Origin of the sequence: Pseudomonas sp. KCJK9111 (assembly GCF_046231935.1) — a bacterium.
GTDB lineage: Bacteria > Pseudomonadota > Gammaproteobacteria > Pseudomonadales > Pseudomonadaceae > Aquipseudomonas > Aquipseudomonas parafulva_B.
Genome location: NZ_JBJJMO010000082.1, coordinates 1 through 16,558, shown reverse-complemented (window position 1 = coordinate 16,558; position 16,558 = coordinate 1). Strand labels below are relative to the sequence as shown.

Here is a 16,558-nt window from a genome sequence, read left to right as displayed (position 1 = left end):
GCTTTAAGCTTGTCTCTGGGTGACTGGTAGTTTTTGATTTGTTCTTTCGTGTGCTGTAGCTTGTTGAGTGTTTTCAAAGCAGCAGCCTTCTTGTTATCTAATGCTATAGATCTCTCTACGTACCTTGTCTTATTCCAGATTCTACTGGCGACATGTGGGTTTATATGGAAATGCCCCGACGGGTCTATGTGGTTTACAGGATCTGCGCCACAATATGAGTAGTTATTAAGTGTTTCGAAAGGAGCGATGCTGTCTGGCGAGGTGAATCGCATAAGTGACGGTAGATAAAGTCTGTAGCCATTGCCCAATAAATATCCTTTTGAACTAACATCGTAGTGTTCGCCGGTGTAAGTGATCAGTGCCGATGCAGCAGCAGGAGCAAAGCCGTAGGGCATGTAGACGGAATTTTGCTGAGTTTTCTGAGTATTTACAGTGTGCATATAGACCCCGCATTTTACTATTGTCGATATTAGTAGGCTAGGGTGAGCATTGAAGGGGAGGCAACTGGCACTTTTGCCAGTTGCCTGTGTATTTACAAGCTGAAACGCCCGACCATTCCCCTCAGCTGCTGCCCCAACTGATCCAGCTCTCCACTTGAAGCGGCCGTCTGTTCACTGGCTGCACTGGTCTGATCGGACGCATCGCGCACATTCAACACGCTGCGATTGATCTGTTCGGCCACCACGCTCTGCTGTTCGCTGGCAGTGGCGATCTGCTGGTTCATACCCTGGATGCTCGAGACCGTCCCGGTGATCTGGCTCAGCGCATCGCCTGCCCTGCGGCTCAATTCCACGCTTTGCTCGGTAAGGTTCTTGCTGCTGTCCAGCAAGCGCGTAACTTCGTCGGTGCCGTTGTGCAGGCTGTCGATCAGTTGACCGATTTCTTCCGTGGCGGTAGAGGTGCGTTGGGCCAGGCCGCGCACTTCATCGGCCACTACCGCGAAGCCCCGCCCGGCTTCACCTGCCCGTGCCGCCTCGATGGCGGCGTTGAGTGCCAGCAGGTTGGTCTGTTCGGAGACAGACTTGATCACGTCCAGAATACTGCCGATGCGCTGACTCTCGCCGGCCAGGTGCTGCATGGCTGCCAGGCAATGGTCCATCTGCCCGGACAACTGTTCGATACGCCCAATGGCTTCGGTCACCACCTGATCGCCCACCTGCGCCTGCTGGTCGGCATTGGTGGCGGCCATCGATGCCTGCTCTGCATTTTGCGCCACCTCCTGGACCGTGGCGCTCATCTGGTTCATGGCAGTGGCAACCTGGTCGGTCTCCTCTCGCTGCTGGCTGATGCGCACCTTGGTGTCTTCGCTGCTGGAGGCCAGTTGCGACGCGGCTTGCGAGAGTTGCCCGACACCGTGGTCGATGCCGCCGATCAGTTCGCGCAAGCTTATTGTCATTTCACGCATGCTGGCCTGCAGCTTGCCCATCTCATCGCGGCGCTGCACCGGCTCGACCTGGCTCAGGTCCCCTTTGGCGATACGCGCAGCCACCTCCAGGGTCTGGCGCAGCGGTTGAGTGATCTGCAATGTGATCAGCCACCCGGCGACCACGCCGACCAACAGCGCCAGCAGTGCCACGGTGGTCAACAGCGAGCGGGCGGCCAGTGCTTCCCTGTCGCGTTGTTCGACCTTGCGCTTGCCAAGTTCCAGGCTCACCGAGCGTAACTCGTCGCCGCGGCGCTCCATGGTGTTCTGCAGTTGCTCGGCCTTGACGGCGACTTGGCGGTATTGATCCAAGGTGGCACGGTATCGGGCCAATTCGGTGCCTGATTGCTCGATCACGGCGCGCGGCAGCCCGAGAGGCGCCAGGCCCTTGACCAGCTGAGCCAGGCTAGTGCTTGCGGCCTCCAAGGCGCTTTCACCGACCTTGGCGAAGTCTTCGACAGGGGAGAAAGTGTAGGCCGGTACCAGGCTCTGCTGGTTGGCGCTCTCCACATGCCGGCTCAGGGTGTCCATCATGCCCAGCACGTTGGTCTGCTGCCCATCGGCAGGCATCTTCAACAGGGCCTGGGTTTCAAGTTCATCGATGGCTGCGCTGAGCTTCTGCTCCTGGACGAGCAGGGCCTGGCGCAAGGTGGCGCGGCTAGTGGCCGTGCGCTGCAGCTCAGTGAAGTCATCGCGCAATTGCTGCAGCAAACCCAGCTTTTCGGTGAGCATCTGCCGTGATTCTTCGACTGTGCTGCGCTGCTGAAGGGTAGTGAGCATAGCGCTCAGCTGTTCGAGTATGCGGCCGATCCGCGTCTTGCTCTGCTCATCGTCGAGCACACGGTACGTGATGCGCTCGGCGCGCAGGTCCTTGGTCAGGTCATTGATTTCGCCAATTTCACTCAATTGCTGCGAGCGAACGATGGCGCCGTCCAGGGCGCGCCAGCCACTGATCGTAGTGACCAGCGTGAGCAGCAGCACCACGGCGAAACCAAGGGCCAACTTGGCGGCGACGCTGATGTTGCCGAGCTTGCGGTTGAGGTAACCGAGCATGGGGATTCTCCGTGCAAGTGGAAGGAATGAAGAGCACGCGCAATACGTGCAAGCCATCCCTGCCCATCGGCGGAGGACGTGTAGGACTTGACCTGAAATCCATGTAGGAAAATTCGGACCGTCTAGTCAGATCTTTTTCGGTTACGCAGCTATAACGGCAATGCCCGGTACGCGCCTATTCAAGCCACCTGCGCGCGCATAAAGAGGCTGCGTGCGAGCCTCATTCTGAATGCGCCTATTGACTGGCATGGTCATTGACCGCGCCGAAAGAGCTGCCCGTCAAAGCTTGAAACGCCCCACCAAGCCCTGCAAGTGAGTGCCCAGGCGGGCCAGCTCGACACTGGAACTGGCAGTCTGTTCGCTGGCCGCCGAGGTCTGGTCTGAAATATCCCGTACGTTGATCACGCTGCGGTTGATCTCTTCGGCCACCGCCGTTTGCTCCTCGGCTGCCGTGGCGATCTGCTGGTTCATCGCCTGGATGGACGAGACCGTACGGGTGATGTTTTCCAGCGAGCTGCCTGCACGGCGGGTCAGTTCGACGGTGCTGTCGGTGAGTTGCCGGCTACTGTCCATCACGCTCGCTGCGCGCTGGGTGCCGCTTTGCAGACCGGCGATCAGTTCCTCGATCTCCTCGGTGGATTGCTGCGTGCGTTGCGCCAGGCTGCGCACCTCGTCAGCCACCACTGCAAACCCGCGTCCGGCCTCGCCTGCACGGGCCGCCTCGATCGCCGCGTTGAGCGCCAGCAGGTTGGTCTGCTGGGCCACCGACTTGATCACATCCAGCACGCTACCGATCTTGTCGCTTTCCCCCTTGAGCTGGCTCATGGCTTCGCTGGAGTTGGCCACCTCGCTGGCCAGCCGCTCGATCTGCGCCACCGCTTCGCTGACCACACGATCGCCCTCACGGGCCTGCTGGTCGGCCATGACGGCTGCCTCCGAGGCCTGCTCGGCGTTACGTGCGACGTCGTGAACGGTCGCCGTCATCTGGTTCATCGCCGTGGCAACCTGGTCAGTCTCCACCTTCTGGTTGGTAACCCCTGCGCTGGTCTGCTCGGTCACTGCCGAGAGCTCTTCGGCAGCACTGGCAATCTGGGTTACGCCATCGCCTATGCCACCAATCAGTTCGCGCAGGCCTTGGGTCATGCGCTGCATGCTGACCTGCAACTGGCCAAGCTCGTCTCGACGCCTCGAAGGCTCATGCAGGGTGAGATCGCCGCTGGCCACCCGTTCAGCCCCTCGCAGCGCCTCGCGCAGGGGCAGGATGATCTGGCGGGTGATCACCCAGGCTGCCAGCAGGCCCAGCAAGACGGCCAGGCCCGTGGCCAACCCCAGCAACGCCTTTGCCTGAGCGGCCGCCGTGTCACGTACCTGGGTCTGCGAGCTGGTCATGGCCTGGCTGGTCTGCATCAAGGTCACGCCTTGGTCGGCCATCTGCTGCAACGCCTGGGCGCTGGCGCTCTGCGCTTCGCCGAACTGCATCACGGCGTCGCGGTAGCCGCCCATGGCGGTACTGGCGTCGGTCAGGCCGGCGGCGAATTCGGCAGGCAGCTTGCCGGGCAGCCCTCGCAACTCGTCCAGCGCCTGGTCGATGGCCTTGAGTGCCGTCTGCTGATAGTCGGCGTTGCCGCTGTAGGTATAACCACGCACCTGGAAGCGCGCTTGCTGGAGCAGGCTGTTGACGGTGACGGCATATCGGTACTGGGTGATATCGCCCGCTTGAAGCAGGCGCTGCTGGACCCGGCCCACCAGTTCAACGGCCTTGTCCGCGCTGTCCCCCAGCACGCCACGGCTGGCCTCGCGCCGCAAGCTCGACTGTTTGAGCTGCGCGAAGGCTTGCTGGTAGGCCGCTACCGCATCGCGCTGCTGTTCGAGGCGCTGATGATCGGCGGGTTCGTCGATCTGGCCAAGCATCAGCTGAACCTGACGGTCCAGGGTGCCAAGCGCCTTCTCCATCTCGCCGATCGAGGCTTCGTCGCGCTGGCGCTCATAATGCTGGCGGGCAATGCGCAGTTCCTGGGCGTATTGCTGGATGATCGAGATGTTGCCCAGCTTGTCACCCCTGGCCGTGATGCTATTCATGCCGTGCCACCCGGTCAGGGTGATGATCAGTGTCAGCAGCAACACCAGGCCGAAGCCCAGCGCCAGTTTGCGGGTCACACTCACGTTGCCCAAAAGCTGGGTTAACCATTGATTCATAGAAACTCCCTGGCGGCTTGGCAGCACGATTTAGTTGTTGTTGCCAATGCCATCGGCCAGGGAAACAGAAACTTGATGGGTAAAAGCTGACTAGTTCGTCAGAATATACGTGAGAGCAAGGCCGTGACGGCTGTTTCCACCCGCAGGATGCGTGCACCGAGCTGCACCGGGGCCAAACCCGCTTTGCCCAGCAGATCCACCTCGTAGGGGATCCACCCGCCTTCCGGGCCAATGGCCAGGGTGACTGCCTGTTCTACCGCGCGAGGGCAGTCGGGATAGTCGCCTGGGTGACCGACCAGCCCAAGGGTGCCTTCGGCGATGGCAGGCAGACGGTCCTCGACGAAGGGTTTGAAGCGTTTTTCGATGATGACTTCCGGCAGCACGGTGTCACGTGCCTGTTCCAGACCCAGGATCAGGTTTTCACGGATGACGTCGGGCTGAAGGAAAGGGGTTTGCCAGAAGCTCTTTTCCACCTTGTAACTGTTGAGCAGGATCAGGCGCGGCACCCCAAGGGTGGCGACGGTCTGGAACAGCCTGCGCAGCATCTTGGGCCGTGGCACTGCCAGCACCAGGGTCAACGGCAGCTTGGCCGGTGGCGCCTGATCGAAGCTGACGTGAAGCTCGGCTTCATGGCGCTCCAGGCGCTGCACCGTCGCCAGGCCCATCAGGCCGTTGATGCGGCCAACGCGCAACGTGTCACCGACGGCGACCCCGTGCACGTCCTGCATATGGACGAAACGCCGATCAGCCAATACAACCCGGTCAGCCGCGATGAAGTCGGCCTCCTCCAGCAGCAGCAGGTTCACGGCTGCGTCGCGGGTGGTTGGTCTTGATGATCATCGGCAGGCTGTTCGTCGCTGCCGCGCTTGCGAATCAGGCTGCCGCACAGCACGCCGACCTCGAACAGTAGCCACATTGGGACCGCCAACAGGGTCTGGGAGAAGATGTCCGGGGGCGTCAGCACCATGCCCACAACGAAGCAGCCAATGATCACGTAGGGGCGGATCTTCTTCAGGTACTTCACATCGACCACGCCGATCCAGACCAGCAGCACCACGGCTACCGGAATCTCGAAGGCTACGCCGAAGGCGAAGAACAACGTCATCACGAAGTCCAGGTAGCTGGCGATGTCGGTCATCATCGATACGCCTTCAGGCGTTGCGCTGGCGAAGAAGCCAAAGATCAACGGGAAGACCAGAAAATAGGCAAAGGCCATGCCGGCATAGAACAGCACGATGCTCGACATCAGCAGGGGTATGGCGATGCGCTTTTCATGACGGTACAGGCCTGGTGCGATGAAGCCCCAGACCTGCTGCAGGATGAAGGGGATCGCCAGGAACAGCGAAACGATCATGGTCAGCTTGAACGGCGTCAGGAAGGGCGAGGCCACGTCAGTGGCGATCATGGTCGCATTGGCGGGCAGATGATCACGCAGCGGCGCCGAGACCAGGGTGTAGATCTGCTGGGCGAAGGAAAACAACCCGGCAAAGATCAGGAAGATGACGGCAACGCAACGCAGCAGGCGGGTGCGCAGTTCGGTCAGGTGCGAAACCAGCGGCATGGGCTGGTCGTGTTCCGGATTCTCGCTCATGGGGCTCGCGGCGGCTCGGGCGCTACAGGGGTAGGGTGCGCAGTGGCAGGGGCAGTTGCATCGGTTTCAGCTGGCGTGGTTGGCAGGCCAGCAGGGGGCTGCACGGTGGCCGTGGTCACCGGAGGCTGGGCAGGCGGCGCATTGGGGTTGAGGATGCGCTTGGCCTGCTCTTCCATGTGCATGATGTGCTCGTTGTGCAGCTGGCGGCGGATGTCATCGGCGCCGATTTCGCGCTCGACTTCCATCTTGATGCTGTTGAAGCTGCGTTTGAGCCGGCCGATCCACAAGCCCGCCGTGCGGGCGGCGCCCGGCAGGCGCTCGGGGCCGAGCACCAGCAGGGCGACGAGGCCGACGAGCAGCAGCTCGCTGAAACTGATGCCGAACATAAGTCAGTCTTTCCGCTGCGGCTCTTGGACCGGTTGGGCCTGGCCTTCGATGGTATGGCCCTGGCTGGCCTGGGCAGTGGTCTGCACCGGTTGCACCGGGGGTACGGGCTGGGCCGGAGGGGGGGTAGGTTCAGCCGGCTTGGTTTCTTCTTCGTTCATGGCCTTGCGAAAGCCCTTGATCGATTCGCCCAGGTCGCTGCCGAGGTTCTTCAGCTTCTTGGTGCCGAACACCAGCACCACCACGACCAGCAGGACGATCCAGTGTTTCCAGTCAAAGATACCCATTTCGTACTCCCGAAAATTGTGTGAAGGTCACCGGGCGTCAGCCCTGAACATACATCAGGCCGAAGGCTGGCGGGCGGCTTTTTCGTCATGGCCCGACAACCCGAAGCGCCGGTCGAGCTCGTCGAGCACGGCTTGCGGGTGCTGACCCAGGGCGCTGAGCATCACCAGGCTGTGAAACCACAGGTCGGCCGTTTCATAGATGACGTCGCTGCAGTCCTTGGTGAGCGCAGCATCCTTGGCGGCAATGATGGTTTCAACCGACTCTTCGCCGAGCTTTTCCAGAATCTTGTTGAGGCCCTTGTGGTACAGGCTGGCCACATAGGAGCTGTCCGGCGCCGCCTGCTTGCGTTCTTCGAGCACGGCGGCCAGCCGGTTGAGGGTGTCGCTCATGTCAGTGTCCTGCGTCGTAGATGGCGTGCGGGTCTTTCAGGACCGGGTCGACGGTGGCCCACTGGCCGTCTGCGTAGACGCGGTAGAAGCAGCTTTCCCGGCCGGTATGGCAGGCGATGTGGCCCACCTGCTCGACCATGAGGATGATCACGTCGGCGTCGCAGTCCAGGCGCATTTCGTGAAGCTTTTGCACATGGCCCGACTCCTCGCCCTTGCGCCACAGTTTGCCGCGCGAGCGCGACCAGTAGATGGCGCGTTGCTCGGCAGCGGTCAATGCCAGTGCTTCACGGTTCATCCACGCCATCATCAGCACGCGTCCGGTCTTGTGGTCCTGGGCGATGGCCGGCACCAGGCCATCGCTGTTCCACTTGATCTCGTCCAGCCAGTCTTTCATCGTCGACTCCAAAACGGGCCCGTCTGCGTCGCGGGCCTTTTGCGCTAGTGTGCCAGCCACGGGCGCGGCTGGCTATTGGCGCACGATCAGGTAAAGGCCTGCGGCCAGCATCAACCAGGCCGGCCACGCCGTGGCTGCCGCCAGGCTACCGGCCTGCAGGGCGACACCGCCCAGGATCACGCCCCCGCCCAGCAAGCCGGCACCGAGCAGGCGTAGGGCCCAATGGTCGCCATTACGGCGCTCAGGCATCTTGGGGTCGTGCAGGTGCGGTTGCGACAGTCGTTCGAGCAAGTCCCGGGTCATGTTGGCCAGGTGCGGCAACTGCTCAGCCTGGCTGTGCAGGTTGCCCAGCAAGGCCTTGGGGCTCATGCGCTGGCGCATCCAGCGCTCAAGGTAAGGCTTGGCCGTGCTCCACAGGTCCAGTTCAGGGTACAGCTGACGCCCCAGGCCTTCGATGTTGAGCAGGGTCTTCTGCAGCAGCACCAGTTGAGGTTGCACTTCCATGTTGAAGCGGCGCGCGGTCTGGAACAGGCGCATCAGCACCTGGCCGAAGGAAATGTCCTTGAGGGGTTTTTCGAAGATCGGCTCGCACACGGTGCGGATGGCCGCTTCGAACTCATTGACCTTGGTGTTGGCCGGTACCCAGCCCGAGTCGATGTGCAGCTGGGCGACGCGGCGATAGTCGCGCTTGAAGAAGGCAATCAGGTTGCGCGCGAGGTAATCCTGGTCTTCATCGGTGAGGCTGCCGACGATGCCGCAGTCGATGGCGATGTACTTGGGGCTCCACGGCTTGACCGTGCTCACGAAGATGTTGCCCGGGTGCATGTCGGCATGGAAGAAGCTGTCACGAAACACCTGCATGAAGAACACTTCGACGCCGCGTTCGGCCAGCATCTTCATGTCGGTGCGCTGATCGGCGAGGGTAACCATGTCGGTCACTGGCACGCCGTAGATACGCTCCATCACCAGCACTTTGGGCCGGCACCAGTCCCAATAGACCTGGGGCACGTACATGAGCTCGGAATCCTCGAAATTGCGCCGCAGCTGGCTGGCGTTGGCCGCCTCGCGAAGCAGGTCGAGTTCGTCGTAGATGGTTTTCTCGTAATCGCCGACAACCTCCACCGGGTGCAGGCGACGTGCATCGGCAGAAAGGCGCTCGGCGCCCTTGGCGATCAGGAACAGCCAGGCAATGTCGGCAGCGATGATTGGCTTGAGCCCCGGCCGTACCACCTTGACCACCACTTCTTCACCGCTTTTCAGGCGCGCGGCGTGCACTTGCGCCACCGATGCGGACGCCAGGGGCTCCACGTCGAAGCGGCTGAACACCTCACCCACCTTGGCCCCAAGCTGGGCTTCGATCAGCGCCACGGCCTTCTGCGGGTCGAACGGCGGTACGCGGTCTTGGAGCAGCATCAGTTCGTCGGCAATGTCGGTGGGCAGCAAGTCGCGCCGGGTAGACAACAGCTGGCCAAACTTGATGAAGATAGGCCCCAGGTCCTGCAGCGCCATGCGCAACCGCGCGCCGCGGCTCAGCTCGGAGGCGCGACGTGGCAGCCAGCGCCACGGCAACAGCAGCCGCAGGCTCATCAACCACCAGGGCAGAGGGTAGTCGAACAGCAGGTCATCGAGCCGGTAGCGGATGACGACGCGCTGGATGCGGAAAAGGCGGCGGAAGGCGAGCAACTTCATGCGTTATCGCTGGAATCAAGGGATCGGGAAAGGCGCAAGATGCGCGCCTCGAGGCGTTCTGTATCGACCTTCATGGCATCGAGTTCGCTGAAGGCGGCCTCGGCTTCGCGTTTGCCTACCAGCGTACGCGATTCTTCCGCCAGATACTCGGACAGGCTCTGGCTCAGGCGTGCCAGGCCTTGACGGGTCCAACGGGTGCGCAGGCGGATGTGCCCTGCGATCAGGGCCGTGGGCACAGGGCCCAGCCACTTCTGCAGCTCATGCTCCCAGTCCAGCTCCAGGTCCTGGAGAATGCCGAACAGATCGAGCAGGGCCGCGGTATCGCCGTGCAACGCCACGTGTGGGCTGTGCAGGACTGCCGTCTTGTCTCGCGACAACGCCAGGTGCGCCAAGCTTGCCGCCGGCGCGCTCAACCGGCAGTCGACCTCGCCTTCCCAGGCACTGGCCAGCATCAGGCCCTGCTCGTCGGGCAGGATGAAGACCTGAATGGCCGGTTGGCGGCAGTCGATCTCGATGACCTTGCCTTCCAGCGCCGCTAGCCTTGGCAATGCCGTGCTGTCCATGCGCAGGACGCGGTTCAGGCCATGTTCGGCGCTGGCGAGCAGACCGGCCATGAGCATCAGGGCTTGATCCCCCGGTGCACGGCCACGATGCCGCTGGTCATGTTGTGGTAGGTCACCCGGTCGAACCCGGCCTGTACCATCATGGCCTTGAGGGTTTCCTGGTCAGGGTGCATGCGGATCGATTCGGCCAGGTAGCGGTAACTCTCGGAATCGTTGGTGATCAGCTTGCCGGCCAGGGGCATGAAGGCGAACGAGTAGGCGTCGTAGGCCTTGGACATCAGCTTGTTGGTCGGCTTGGAGAACTCCAGCACCAGCAGGCGGCCACCCGGCTTGAGCACGCGCAGCATGGAGCGAATGGCGTCTTCCTTGTGGGTGACGTTGCGCAGGCCGAAGGCGATGGTCACGCAGTCGAAATGGTTGTCCGGAAACGGCAGCTTTTCAGCGTCGGCCTGGACGAACTCGATGTTGCCGGCCACGCCACGGTCCAGCAGGCGGTCGCGGCCGACCTTGAGCATGGACTCGTTGATGTCGGCCAGCACCACGTGCCCGGTCGGGCCCACCAGGCGCGAGAACTTGGCTGCCAGGTCGCCCGTGCCGCCGGCGATGTCCAGCACACGGTTGCCGCTGCGAACGCCCGACAGCTCGATGGTGAAGCGCTTCCACAGGCGGTGCATGCCGCCGGAGAGCACGTCGTTCATCAGGTCGTATTTGGCCGCCACCGAGTGGAACACTTCGGCGACCTTGCGCGCCTTCTGGCTTTCAGGCACGTCCTGGTAGCCAAAATGGGTCGTGGGTTCGGCGTGGTCGCCTTTGCGCTGGTCGTTCATATCGCTTCACCGAAATTAATTGACGCCATTCTAGGGCGAACGAGCGGATTTGTCTTGGCGGGGTGTGCCGCCAGGCGGGGGCGGGCATAATGCCGATTATGTCTACATGTTCAGGAACACCCGCATGACCCAGATCAGCGTCGAACGCAAACACACCCTCGGGCGCGACGCCGCCCGTGCTAAGGCCCAAGCGCTGGTGGACCGCCTCAGCCGCGAGTATGACCTCAAGGCCTCGTGGGATGGCGACCGCGTCGATGTAGCACGCAGCGGCGCGAACGGCAGCGTGCACATCGGCCAGGACAGCATCCGTGTCGATCTCAAGCTCGGCATGATGATGTCGATGATGAGCGGCACCATCAAGGGCGAAATCGAGCGGGCGCTGGACAAGGCACTTGCCTGAATCTGGACACCGGCCGTTCGGCCCGGTTCGGCCGGTGATCGCGAGTGGGGCGTTTCAGGTTGGCTCGGCCAGAAACTTCATGATGACCGGCGCGATGGTGTGTGGCCGGGTGATCAGAAACAGATGACCATCATCGATGATGTGCAACTGCGCATTGGGGATACGCCAGGCCAGCAGACGCATGTTCACCAGCGGAATCAACGGATCGTCATCCCCGGCCAGCACCAGGGTGGGCTGGCGGAGCTTGTGCAGCCAATGGATGCTGGTCCAGCCAAGTGCCGCGAACAGTTGCCAGTAATAACCCAGCTTGCCAGCCGAGCGTGCCGTGGCCGCGTGCTTTAGCGCCAAGTGTGGATCCCGGCGAAACCCGCCGCCATACACCAGCGGCGCGATGCGCATGACATGGGAGGGGTCTACGTACCGGCGGGGGCTGGCCATGCTCCACAACACCTTGGGCTTGCCAGGTACCATGACCGCGCCTGCGGCCGTGGCAGCCAGGATGAGTTTTCGGCAGCGCTGCGGGTAGTCATGGGCGAATTGCTGAGCCAGCCCACCTCCCCACGACACGCCGATGACGTTGACCTGGCCGTAATTTAGGGTGTCGAGCAGCCGAGTGGCGAGCCGGGCCAGCCCTGAAAACCGATAAGGCCGCTGCGGCGTGGATGAGCCGCCCACACCAGGGGCGTCGAAGGCGATGACCTGCAGGTCGGGGTCCAGTGCTTCGATGAACGGAAATATCAGCTCGAAGTTGGCCCCGATGCCGTTGAAGATCAGCAAGGGCGCCAAGATCGATTGACCTGGACGCACGACGGTACGGATGGACAGGCCATCGAGCTCGACCGTTTTGAACACGTAAGGTGACGGCATGCGCATGGCTCCTGGAGCAGGTAAACGCCTTGGCACCGCGCAGGTGGCCACGGCGCAGAGGTTCAACGCTGGTGCACGTAGCTGCCTGGCGCAGCGTCGGCTGCAGGATGGCTGCGGCACCCCAAGTGGCCCGGTGCCTCGATCAATGCCCCGGCTCGGTCGGCCAGCCAGCCCTGCCAGTGCAGCCACCATGAATCGACGTGCCTGACGGCGTTCTGTTGCCAGGCAAGCGGATCGTCATGCTGGCCATCCCCAGCCTGAAAGCGCGCCTTCGGGTTGCCGGGCGGGTTGATGATGCTCTGGATGTGCCCGCTGTTGGACAGCACGAACTCGACCTTGCCCCCGAACAGTCGCGCCGAGCGATAGCAGGCCTGCCAAGGCGTAATATGGTCGGCATTACCCGCCACGCTGAAGAGGTCGCACTTGACCTGCTTGAGGTCGATGGCGGTACCGCAGACAGTGAGGCCACCGGGACGGGTGAGCGGATTGCGCCTGTACATCTCGATCAGGTCGGCATGGAATGCGGCGGGCAGGCGCGTGGTGTCGTTGTTCCAGTACAGGATGTCGAACGCTGGCGGCTCATTGCCGAGCAGGTAATTGTTGACCCAGTAGTTCCAGATCAGGTCGTTGGGACGCATCCAGGCAAACAGCCGGGCCAGGTCGCTGCCCTCGAGTACCCCCGCCTGCTGGGATTGACGCTTGGCCGCATCCAGCGCCTGATCGTCGACGAACAATGCCAGCGCATTGTCGAGCGTGGCGTCCAGCACGCTGACCAGCAGGGTCAAGGCATTGACCTTGGTTTCATTACGCGCCGCTAGATGACCCAGCAACGCGGTGCAGGTAATCCCCCCTGAGCATGCACCGAGCATGTTCAGGGTCGCACTGCCGGTGATGCTCAGCACGGCGTCCACCGCCTCGCCAAGTGCCTGCGCATAGGTAGACAAGTCCCAGTCACGCTGCGCCCTGGTCGGGTTGCGCCAACTGACCATGAAGGTTTGTTGCCGGGCGTCCAGACAGAAGCGCATCAGGCTTTTTTCCGGGCACAGATCAAAGATGTAGAACTTGTTGATCTGCGGTGGCACCACCAGCAGTGGCCGCTCATGCACCTGCTCGGTGAGGGGGCTGTACTGGATCAATTCCAGCACCTCGTTACGGTACACGACCGCGCCGCTACTGCTGCCCAGGTCCTTGCCCACTTCGAAAGCATCCATGTTCACCTGGCGGGGCATGCCGCCGTTGTGGACCACGTCCCTGGCCAGGTTCGACAGACCATCGAGCACGCTCTTGCCGCCGGTCTCGAAGAAGCGCTTGAGCGCGGCAGGATTGGACAGGTTATTGGTAGGCGCCAGCGCTTCGGTCATGAGATGGATGACGAACTGCCCGCGGCTGATGTCCTCAGGGGGCAGGTCACTGCTGCTGATCCAGGCCTGCAGTTCATTACGCCATGCCAGGTAGCTTTGCAGGTAACGTCGGTAAAGCGGGTTCTGTGACCAGGTCGGGTCGTTGAAGCGGCGATCATCGCTGGCAGGGGCAAGGCTCGATTTGCCCAGCATCACATTTTTCAGTTCGAGCCCGAAGGCAAGCGCGTGCTTGGCACTGTGCAGGGGCTGACGCACAGCCTGGCGCAGCACGGTCTGGGCCGTGCCCAACAGGTCCTTGCGTCGAACGCCCACCATCGGGTTCAGGCCCGTGGCGCGTTGCGGGCTCTGCTGCTGATCTTCATTGTTGTTGTTACTCATCCGCGACGCTCCGTTGTCTGAGACGAGTACCGGCTGGCGAGGGTGCACCGACGTGTCCCTGATACCGCTACTCGGGTAATCCGTGACCGCGTCCTGCAGTGCTACGGACGATCAGGCGCCTGCAGCGCCATGCTGGTAAATGGCCACCTCTACTGGTTACCCGAGTTTCAGGCGCGAAGCAACCTGGCGCTGTCGTAAGCTCCTTATCATTGTCAGTTGGGCCGGCATGGCGGACGAAGGCGCGTGCGAGGGGAGCGGCTAAAGCATCAGCTTGACCACGAACTCCGAAGGGTCACGGGTCTTGCCGGCCTTGTGCAGCGCCTCGAGGTATTCGGCCCACAAGGCATCCTGCCGCAGGCACAGCTGCTCCAGGTATTCCCAGGTGAACAGGCCGCTGTCATGGCCATCGTCGAAGGTAAGTTTCAAGGCGTATTGACCCGCCGGCTCCAGTCCGACGAGGCCGACGTTGACCTTGCCAAACTGCAAAATGGGGTTGCCGTGCCCCTGGACTTCGGCGGAGGGGGAGTGCACGCGCAGGAATTCGGCGGGCAGGTGGTAGACCTCATCGGGCCCGTAGGTAAGGCGCAGGGTCTTGGAGGCTTTGTGCAGGTTGATGGCGGTAGGCATGCGAGCCATGGGCGTGATCTCTGTTTGAGTTACACACCGCACGCTACCCGCTGCAAGAAGCGCTCGCCAGCTTCTTGAGCAAAAAACCTGTGTCGCCAGGCTGCAAGCGCCGCACGGGCTCGCTTGCAGCCTGGCGCAGGCCCGTTACAGGATGTAGCGGGACAGGTCTTCGTTCTGGGCCAACTCGCCCAGGTGGCTGTTCACGTAAGCTGCGTCGATCTGGATCGGCGCTTCGTCATGGGCGCTGGCCAGGTCGCCAGCGCTGAACGACACCTCTTCGAGCAGGCGTTCGAGCAACGTGTGCAGGCGACGGGCACCGATGTTCTCGGTTTTCTCGTTGACCTGGTAGGCGATCTCGGCCAAACGCTTGATGCCATCCTCGACGAACTCGATGTTAAGCCCTTCGGTCTTGAGCAGTGCCTGGTACTGCTCGGTCAGCGAGGCATGCGGCTCGCGCAGGATGCGCTGGAAATCTTCCGGCGTCAGGGCCTTGAGCTCCACGCGGATCGGCAGGCGACCTTGCAGTTCAGGCACCAGGTCGCTCGGCTTGCTCAAGTGGAACGCGCCCGAGGCGATGAACAGGATGTGGTCGGTCTTGACCATGCCCAGCTTGGTATTGACCGTGCAGCCTTCGATCAGCGGCAGCAGATCGCGCTGTACACCCTCACGGGAGACATCGGCACCGCCGACATTGCCGCGTTTGGCGACCTTGTCGATCTCGTCGATGAACACGATGCCGTGCTGCTCGACCGCTTCCAGCGCCTTGGCCTTGAGCTCTTCTTCATTGACCAGGCGACCGGCCTCCTCGTCGCGCACCATTTTCAGCGCTTCACGAACCTTCAGCTTGCGCGACTTGCGCTTGCCCTTGCCCATGTTGGCGAACAGGCTCTGCAACTGGTTGGTCATTTCTTCCATGCCAGGAGGCGCGGCGATTTCGACGCCCACGGCATCGGCCACCTCGATTTCGATTTCCTTGTCGTCCAACTGGCCTTCGCGCAGGCGCTTGCGGAACAGCTGGCGGGTGTTGGAATCGGAACTGGTCTGGGCGGCTTCCTCGCTGAAGCTGCTGGCCCGTGCCGGTGGCAGCAGGGCATCGAGGATGCGCTCTTCGGCGGCATCTTCGGCGCGGTGGCGCACGCGGATGATTTCCTGCTCACGCAGCATCTTCAAGGCCGCGTCGGCCAGGTCGCGGATGATGGATTCCACATCGCGGCCCACATAGCCCACTTCAGTGAACTTGGTGGCTTCGACCTTGAGGAACGGGGCATTGGCCAGCTTGGCCAGGCGCCGGGCGATCTCGGTCTTGCCCACGCCGGTGGGGCCGATCATCAGGATGTTCTTGGGCGTCACTTCGGCACGCAGCTCGGCAGGGAGCTGCATGCGCCGCCAGCGGTTGCGCAGGGCGATGGCCACGGCGCGCTTGGCGTCGTCCTGGCCGATGATGTGGCGGTTGAGTTCGTGGACGATCTCGCGGGGGGTCATGGACATGATCAATAGGGTCCTGATACGAATGATTCAGCGTGGAAAAGCCCCGTCACCGGGACGGGGCGCCAGAGCAGCTGATCACTCGGCCAGGTCCTGCTCCTCGATGGTCAGGTTGTGGTTGGTGAACACGCAGATGTCACCGGCGATGTTCAGCGCGGTCTCGGCGATTTCGCGGGCCGAGAGGTCGGTCTTGTTCAGCAGCGCACGGGCTGCGGCCTGGGCGTAGGCGCCGCCGGAACCCATGGCGATCAGGCCGTCTTCAGGCTCGACCACGTCACCGTTGCCGGTGATGATTAGCGAAGCATCCTTGTTGGCCACGGCCAGCATGGCTTCGAGGCGGCTGAGGGAACGGTCGGTACGCCATTCCTTGGCCAGTTCCACGGCCGCGCGAATCAGGTGGCCCTGGTGTTTCTCCAGTTGGCCTTCGAAGCGTTCGAACAGGGTGAAGGCATCGGCAGTGGCGCCGGCAAAGCCCGCGATGACCTGACCGTGGTACAGGCGACGCACTTTCTTGGCGTTGCCTTTCATCACGGTGTTGCCGAGGGATACCTGGCCGTCGCCGCCCATGACGACTTTGCCATTGCGGCGGACTGAAACGATGGTGGTCAAGGGAGAGTCTCCACGCAGCGGGGCGAAAATGCCT

At 62.3% G+C, this 16,558-nt stretch carries 18 protein-coding genes and 2 pseudogenes; 1 reads left to right on the top strand and 19 read right to left on the bottom strand.

What is annotated here, in order from left to right:
* From ACK59L_RS19845 to ubiE, 14 genes and pseudogenes are all read right to left on the bottom strand, one after another.
* On the bottom strand, nucleotides 1-440 hold a 440-nt coding region (locus tag ACK59L_RS19845; RefSeq protein ID WP_409275532.1), incomplete at its 3' end, for an RHS repeat-associated core domain-containing protein.
* A 92-nt stretch (nucleotides 441-532) separates the two neighbouring features.
* Nucleotides 533-1,237: a methyl-accepting chemotaxis protein gene (locus ACK59L_RS19840; protein ID WP_409275536.1), complete on the bottom strand. Its 705-nt coding sequence runs from the start codon at nucleotides 1,235-1,237 to the stop codon at nucleotides 533-535.
* 198 nt (nucleotides 1,238-1,435) lie between these two features.
* Nucleotides 1,436-2,476, bottom strand: a pseudogene (locus tag ACK59L_RS19835) (methyl-accepting chemotaxis protein); the annotation flags it as partial.
* Nucleotides 2,477-2,755: 279 nt separating this feature from the next.
* Nucleotides 2,756-3,619 (bottom strand): methyl-accepting chemotaxis protein, encoded by an 864-nt coding sequence (locus tag ACK59L_RS19830; protein WP_409275534.1) that lies wholly within the window; start codon nucleotides 3,617-3,619, stop codon nucleotides 2,756-2,758.
* Nucleotides 3,611-4,555 (bottom strand): annotated as a pseudogene (locus ACK59L_RS19825) (methyl-accepting chemotaxis protein); the annotation flags it as partial. The pseudogene ACK59L_RS19825 and the gene ACK59L_RS19830, both read right to left, overlap by 9 nt.
* A 215-nt stretch (nucleotides 4,556-4,770) precedes the next feature.
* Entirely contained in the window at nucleotides 4,771-5,478 is a 708-nt protein-coding gene (locus ACK59L_RS19820; RefSeq protein ID WP_196135549.1) for a 16S rRNA (uracil(1498)-N(3))-methyltransferase, read from the bottom strand.
* Nucleotides 5,475-6,263 (bottom strand): twin-arginine translocase subunit TatC, encoded by a 789-nt coding sequence (tatC, locus tag ACK59L_RS19815; protein WP_196135548.1) that lies wholly within the window; start codon nucleotides 6,261-6,263, stop codon nucleotides 5,475-5,477. Before tatC ends, ACK59L_RS19820 begins: the two co-directional genes overlap by 4 nt.
* Nucleotides 6,260-6,649, bottom strand: coding sequence for a Sec-independent protein translocase protein TatB (gene tatB, locus ACK59L_RS19810; RefSeq protein WP_409275529.1), 390 nt, complete (start codon nucleotides 6,647-6,649; stop codon nucleotides 6,260-6,262). The genes tatC and tatB overlap by 4 nt, the downstream gene beginning before the upstream one ends.
* A 3-nt stretch (nucleotides 6,650-6,652) precedes the next feature.
* A complete protein-coding gene (locus tag ACK59L_RS19805; protein ID WP_023533071.1) occupies nucleotides 6,653-6,934 on the bottom strand; it encodes a twin-arginine translocase TatA/TatE family subunit in 282 nt (93 codons plus the stop codon).
* Between the two features lie 54 nt (nucleotides 6,935-6,988).
* On the bottom strand, nucleotides 6,989-7,324 hold the full coding sequence (locus tag ACK59L_RS19800; RefSeq protein ID WP_409275527.1) for a phosphoribosyl-ATP diphosphatase: 336 nt from the start codon (nucleotides 7,322-7,324) through the stop codon (nucleotides 6,989-6,991).
* Between the two features lies 1 nt (nucleotide 7,325).
* Nucleotides 7,326-7,718, bottom strand: a complete 393-nt coding sequence (gene hisI / locus ACK59L_RS19795; protein ID WP_058639873.1) for a phosphoribosyl-AMP cyclohydrolase — start codon at nucleotides 7,716-7,718, stop codon at nucleotides 7,326-7,328.
* A 72-nt stretch (nucleotides 7,719-7,790) separates the two neighbouring features.
* Complete coding sequence (gene ubiB, locus ACK59L_RS19790; RefSeq protein WP_409275524.1) at nucleotides 7,791-9,407, bottom strand: ubiquinone biosynthesis regulatory protein kinase UbiB; 1,617 nt, start codon at nucleotides 9,405-9,407, stop codon at nucleotides 7,791-7,793.
* Nucleotides 9,404-10,027 carry an SCP2 domain-containing protein gene (locus tag ACK59L_RS19785; protein WP_409275522.1) on the bottom strand — a complete coding sequence of 208 codons (624 nt, stop codon included), beginning with the start codon at nucleotides 10,025-10,027 and terminating at the stop codon, nucleotides 9,404-9,406. Before ACK59L_RS19785 ends, ubiB begins: the two co-directional genes overlap by 4 nt.
* Nucleotides 10,027-10,797, bottom strand: a complete 771-nt coding sequence (gene ubiE, locus ACK59L_RS19780; RefSeq protein WP_058604286.1) for a bifunctional demethylmenaquinone methyltransferase/2-methoxy-6-polyprenyl-1,4-benzoquinol methylase UbiE — start codon at nucleotides 10,795-10,797, stop codon at nucleotides 10,027-10,029. Before ubiE ends, ACK59L_RS19785 begins: the two co-directional genes overlap by 1 nt.
* 124 nt (nucleotides 10,798-10,921) lie before the next feature.
* On the opposite strand from ubiE, the gene ACK59L_RS19775 reads away from it, so the two are divergent.
* Complete coding sequence (locus ACK59L_RS19775) at nucleotides 10,922-11,197, top strand: polyhydroxyalkanoic acid system family protein (protein WP_023533042.1); 276 nt, start codon at nucleotides 10,922-10,924, stop codon at nucleotides 11,195-11,197.
* A gap of 54 nt (nucleotides 11,198-11,251) precedes the next feature.
* On the opposite strand, the gene phaZ is transcribed toward ACK59L_RS19775, so the two are convergent.
* The 5 genes from phaZ to hslV all read right to left on the bottom strand — a co-directional run bounded on the left by phaZ (nucleotide 11,252) and on the right by hslV (nucleotide 16,524).
* Nucleotides 11,252-12,064 (bottom strand): poly(3-hydroxyalkanoate) depolymerase, encoded by an 813-nt coding sequence (gene phaZ / locus ACK59L_RS19770; RefSeq protein WP_409275520.1) that lies wholly within the window; start codon nucleotides 12,062-12,064, stop codon nucleotides 11,252-11,254.
* A 62-nt stretch (nucleotides 12,065-12,126) separates the two neighbouring features.
* The gene (phaC, locus tag ACK59L_RS19765) at nucleotides 12,127-13,803 is read right to left on the bottom strand and encodes a class II poly(R)-hydroxyalkanoic acid synthase (protein WP_409275518.1); all 1,677 of its coding nucleotides are present in this window, start codon (nucleotides 13,801-13,803) and stop codon (nucleotides 12,127-12,129) included.
* 258 nt (nucleotides 13,804-14,061) lie between these two features.
* Entirely contained in the window at nucleotides 14,062-14,439 is a 378-nt protein-coding gene (locus tag ACK59L_RS19760; protein ID WP_409275516.1) for a gamma-butyrobetaine hydroxylase-like domain-containing protein, read from the bottom strand.
* Nucleotides 14,440-14,574: 135 nt separating this feature from the next.
* A complete protein-coding gene (gene hslU / locus ACK59L_RS19755; protein WP_023533050.1) occupies nucleotides 14,575-15,918 on the bottom strand; it encodes an ATP-dependent protease ATPase subunit HslU in 1,344 nt (447 codons plus the stop codon).
* 75 nt (nucleotides 15,919-15,993) lie between these two features.
* Entirely contained in the window at nucleotides 15,994-16,524 is a 531-nt protein-coding gene (gene hslV, locus ACK59L_RS19750; protein WP_023533032.1) for an ATP-dependent protease subunit HslV, read from the bottom strand.
* Nucleotides 16,525-16,558 lie beyond the last annotated feature (34 nt).